This window comes from Streptomyces sp. NPDC045899, from assembly GCF_056431485.1.
This window is the reverse complement of the sequence record NZ_JBWKKP010000047.1, coordinates 27,346-29,818: the sequence shown is the minus strand read 5'-3', so window position 1 is coordinate 29,818 and position 2,473 is coordinate 27,346. Positions and strand designations below refer to the sequence as shown.

3 protein-coding genes and 1 pseudogene are annotated in these 2,473 nt (G+C 71.2%); 1 reads left to right on the top strand and 3 read right to left on the bottom strand.

Features of this window, described 5'->3' with window-relative positions; all coding sequences use genetic code 11:
* The 3 genes and pseudogenes from AC07FT_RS35830 to AC07FT_RS35820 all read right to left on the bottom strand — a co-directional run.
* Positions 1-83, bottom strand: a pseudogene (locus AC07FT_RS35830) (electron transfer flavoprotein subunit beta); the annotation flags it as partial.
* A gap of 200 nt (positions 84-283) precedes the next feature.
* Entirely contained in the window at positions 284-856 is a 573-nt protein-coding gene (locus AC07FT_RS35825; RefSeq protein WP_479180332.1) for a flavin reductase family protein, read from the bottom strand.
* Positions 857-1,052: 196 nt separating this feature from the next.
* Entirely contained in the window at positions 1,053-1,379 is a 327-nt protein-coding gene (locus AC07FT_RS35820; protein ID WP_478775140.1) for a TlpA family protein disulfide reductase, read from the bottom strand.
* Positions 1,380-1,597: 218 nt separating this feature from the next.
* Here AC07FT_RS35820 and AC07FT_RS35815 point away from each other — a divergent pair, with 218 nt between their 5' ends.
* On the top strand, positions 1,598-2,329 hold the full coding sequence (locus AC07FT_RS35815; protein WP_479180330.1) for a lysophospholipid acyltransferase family protein: 732 nt from the start codon (positions 1,598-1,600) through the stop codon (positions 2,327-2,329).
* Positions 2,330-2,473 lie beyond the last annotated feature (144 nt).

The window sequence follows — 2,473 nt, the reverse complement described above, 5'->3', positions numbered from 1 at the left end:
TCGACAGTCAGGTCCTCGGCGAAATGCCGATCACCGGTGGCGTCGGGCACGTACTTCACACAGACAACGATCCTCAAGCTCACGCCGGCTCTCCTACTGCATCGTCTCTTCCGAGCTGCCTTGTGCTGGCAGCATAGGCGCCTTCGGGGACGGCACCCGTGCGGTTCCCGGTCGGGGCGGCCCCTGCACCGAACGGAATATTACTCGTCAGTACACCCACCGGGTTCCCCGTACGCAACCCGCATGAACTGTGACGTTGCCAACGGAGGATCAGCGGGACGACTCAGTCCCGCAAAGCGTTGAAGCGACCCTGGTGGTACAGCAGCGGACTGCCCGCCCCGGCCGGGTCCCCGGCGGTCACCTCTCCGATGACCACGTGGTGGTCCCCCGCGGGTATCCGGGCCACCACCCGGCACACCAGCCACGCCAGCACCCCGTCCAGCAGCGGCACCCCCTCCGGGCCCGGGCGCCAGCCGGTGCCGGGGCCGAAGCGGTCCGCACCGCTGCGGGCGAAGGTCTCGGCCAGCTCCCGCTGGTGCTCACCCAGGACGTGTACACCGACATGAGCCGCCTCGGCGATCACCGGCCAGCTCGACGAGGCGGTGCCCACGCCGAACGAGAGCAGCGGGGGCTCGGCGGCGACGGAGGTGAGCGAGGTGGCGGTGAACCCCACGGGGCGCTCACCGTGGGCGGTGATCACGGCCACCCCGGCCGCATGCCGCCGGAAGGCCGAGCGGAGCAGGGCGGAGGGATCGATGGCGCCGGAGGAACGGGAGAGACCGGAGGAGGCAGCGGAATCGGCGGAAGAGTAGGACGCGGCGAACCGGGGTGTGCCCAGGTCGTGCGTGGCCGTCATGGAGGTGCCCTTCTGCGGGAGAGTACGAGCGGGGGGAGCCGTGGGTTCGTCGTCGCTCACCCGCCCGGGCAGCGTGCGCTCGCGGTCCGCAGCGGATCCACGTGCACGCGTCCACAGAGAAGGAGTCCAGGCCGCATGGGGTTCACCCTGACGACGCCCGGAGCACACCGTCAAGTGCGGTCCGGGATGGGGGTCGTCACACCGCATCACCCAGAGCGGCGATGACATCGGCCCGGCGGGGCTGCCCGGAGGCGCGGCGGACGATCCGGCCGGAGGCGTCCAGCACCAGCACGGTGGGGGTCCGGTCGATCCCCAGCGCCCGCACCAGCTCCAGCCGCGCTTCAGCGTCCACCTCCAGATGGGTGACCCCGTCCACCATCGCGGCGACCTCGGCCAGCGTCCGCCGGGTGGCCCGGCAGGGCTGGCAGAAGGCGCTGGAGAACTGGACGAGCGTGGCCCGCCGCCCCAGCTCCCCGCCCAGCTCGGCGGCGCTCAGCCGCCCGCTCCGGTCCGTCTCGCGCACCCCTGCGCACTTCCTTCCACCGATCTTCAGCCGTCCTTGGTGCAGCGTTTCCGGGGCCGTGGGGATTCCCGACGTGATGAGGATCTCCCGGGTGGGGGGTGTCCGGCGGTAGCACCATCACCCGACTTCGGGCAGCATCTGGCAGAAGCCGCATACCTACGGCGGCGTAACTTCCGCCGGGAGAGCCCTCCCCGGGAAATTCGACGAAGGGTCCTTCTATGGCAGAGCTCGTCTACCCGCCGGTCATCGGCGTCGCCCACACCATGTTCAAGGCGCAGGGTCTGCGCTTCGACATGAAGGGCACCGAGAATGTCCCGCAGCGGGGCGGCGCGGTTCTGGTCAGCAACCACATCGGCTATCTCGACTTCGTCTTCTGCGGGCTGACCGCCCGTCCGGCGAAGCGGCTGGTGCGGTTCATGGCGAAGGAGTCCGTCTTCCGGCACAAGGTGTCGGGACCGCTGATGCGCGCGATGAAGCACATCCCGGTGGACCGGGCGGCCGGTATGGACGCCTACAAGCACGCGCTGAAGGCGCTGCGCTCCGGAGAGATCATCGGAGTCTTCCCCGAGGCCACCATCTCGCGCTCGTTCACCCTGAAGAACTTCAAGTCGGGCGCGGCGCGACTGGCCCAGGAGGCGGGCGTCCCGCTGCTGCCGATGGCGCTGTGGGGCACCCAGCGGCTGTGGACCAAGGGCCACAAGCGGGCGCTGGGCCGCAACCACTTCCCGATCACCATGCGGGTGGGCGAGCCGATGGAGGCCGACCCCGCCGAGCCGTCGGACTCCCTGACCGACCGGCTGCGGGGCCGGGTCCAGGAGCTGCTGGAGGCGGCGCAGCGGTCGTATCCGGTGCGTCCGAAGGGTCCGGAAGACACCTGGTGGGTCCCGGCCCACCTCGGCGGTACGGCGCCCACCCCGGCGGAGGCGCTGGCCCTGGACCGGGGCCGCTGAGCGCTCCGCGGCGAATGACATGAAGGGGCGGGGCCGCCGTGCGGGGCCGCCCCCCCCCCCCCCCCGCCCCTCCTCACCCCCCCCTTCCCAACCCCCCCCTCCCCCCCCCCAAGAAACCACCCCCCCCCCCCCCCCCTTTTTTCT

What these genes read in the sequence shown, in the direction of transcription:
- AC07FT_RS35825 (WP_479180332.1), bottom strand. Translation starts at nt 856, where the DNA reads ATGACGGCCACGCACGACCTGGGCACACCCCGGTTCGCCGCGTCCTAC.
- AC07FT_RS35815 (WP_479180330.1), top strand. Translation starts at nt 1,598, where the DNA reads ATGGCAGAGCTCGTCTACCCGCCGGTCATCGGCGTCGCCCACACCATG.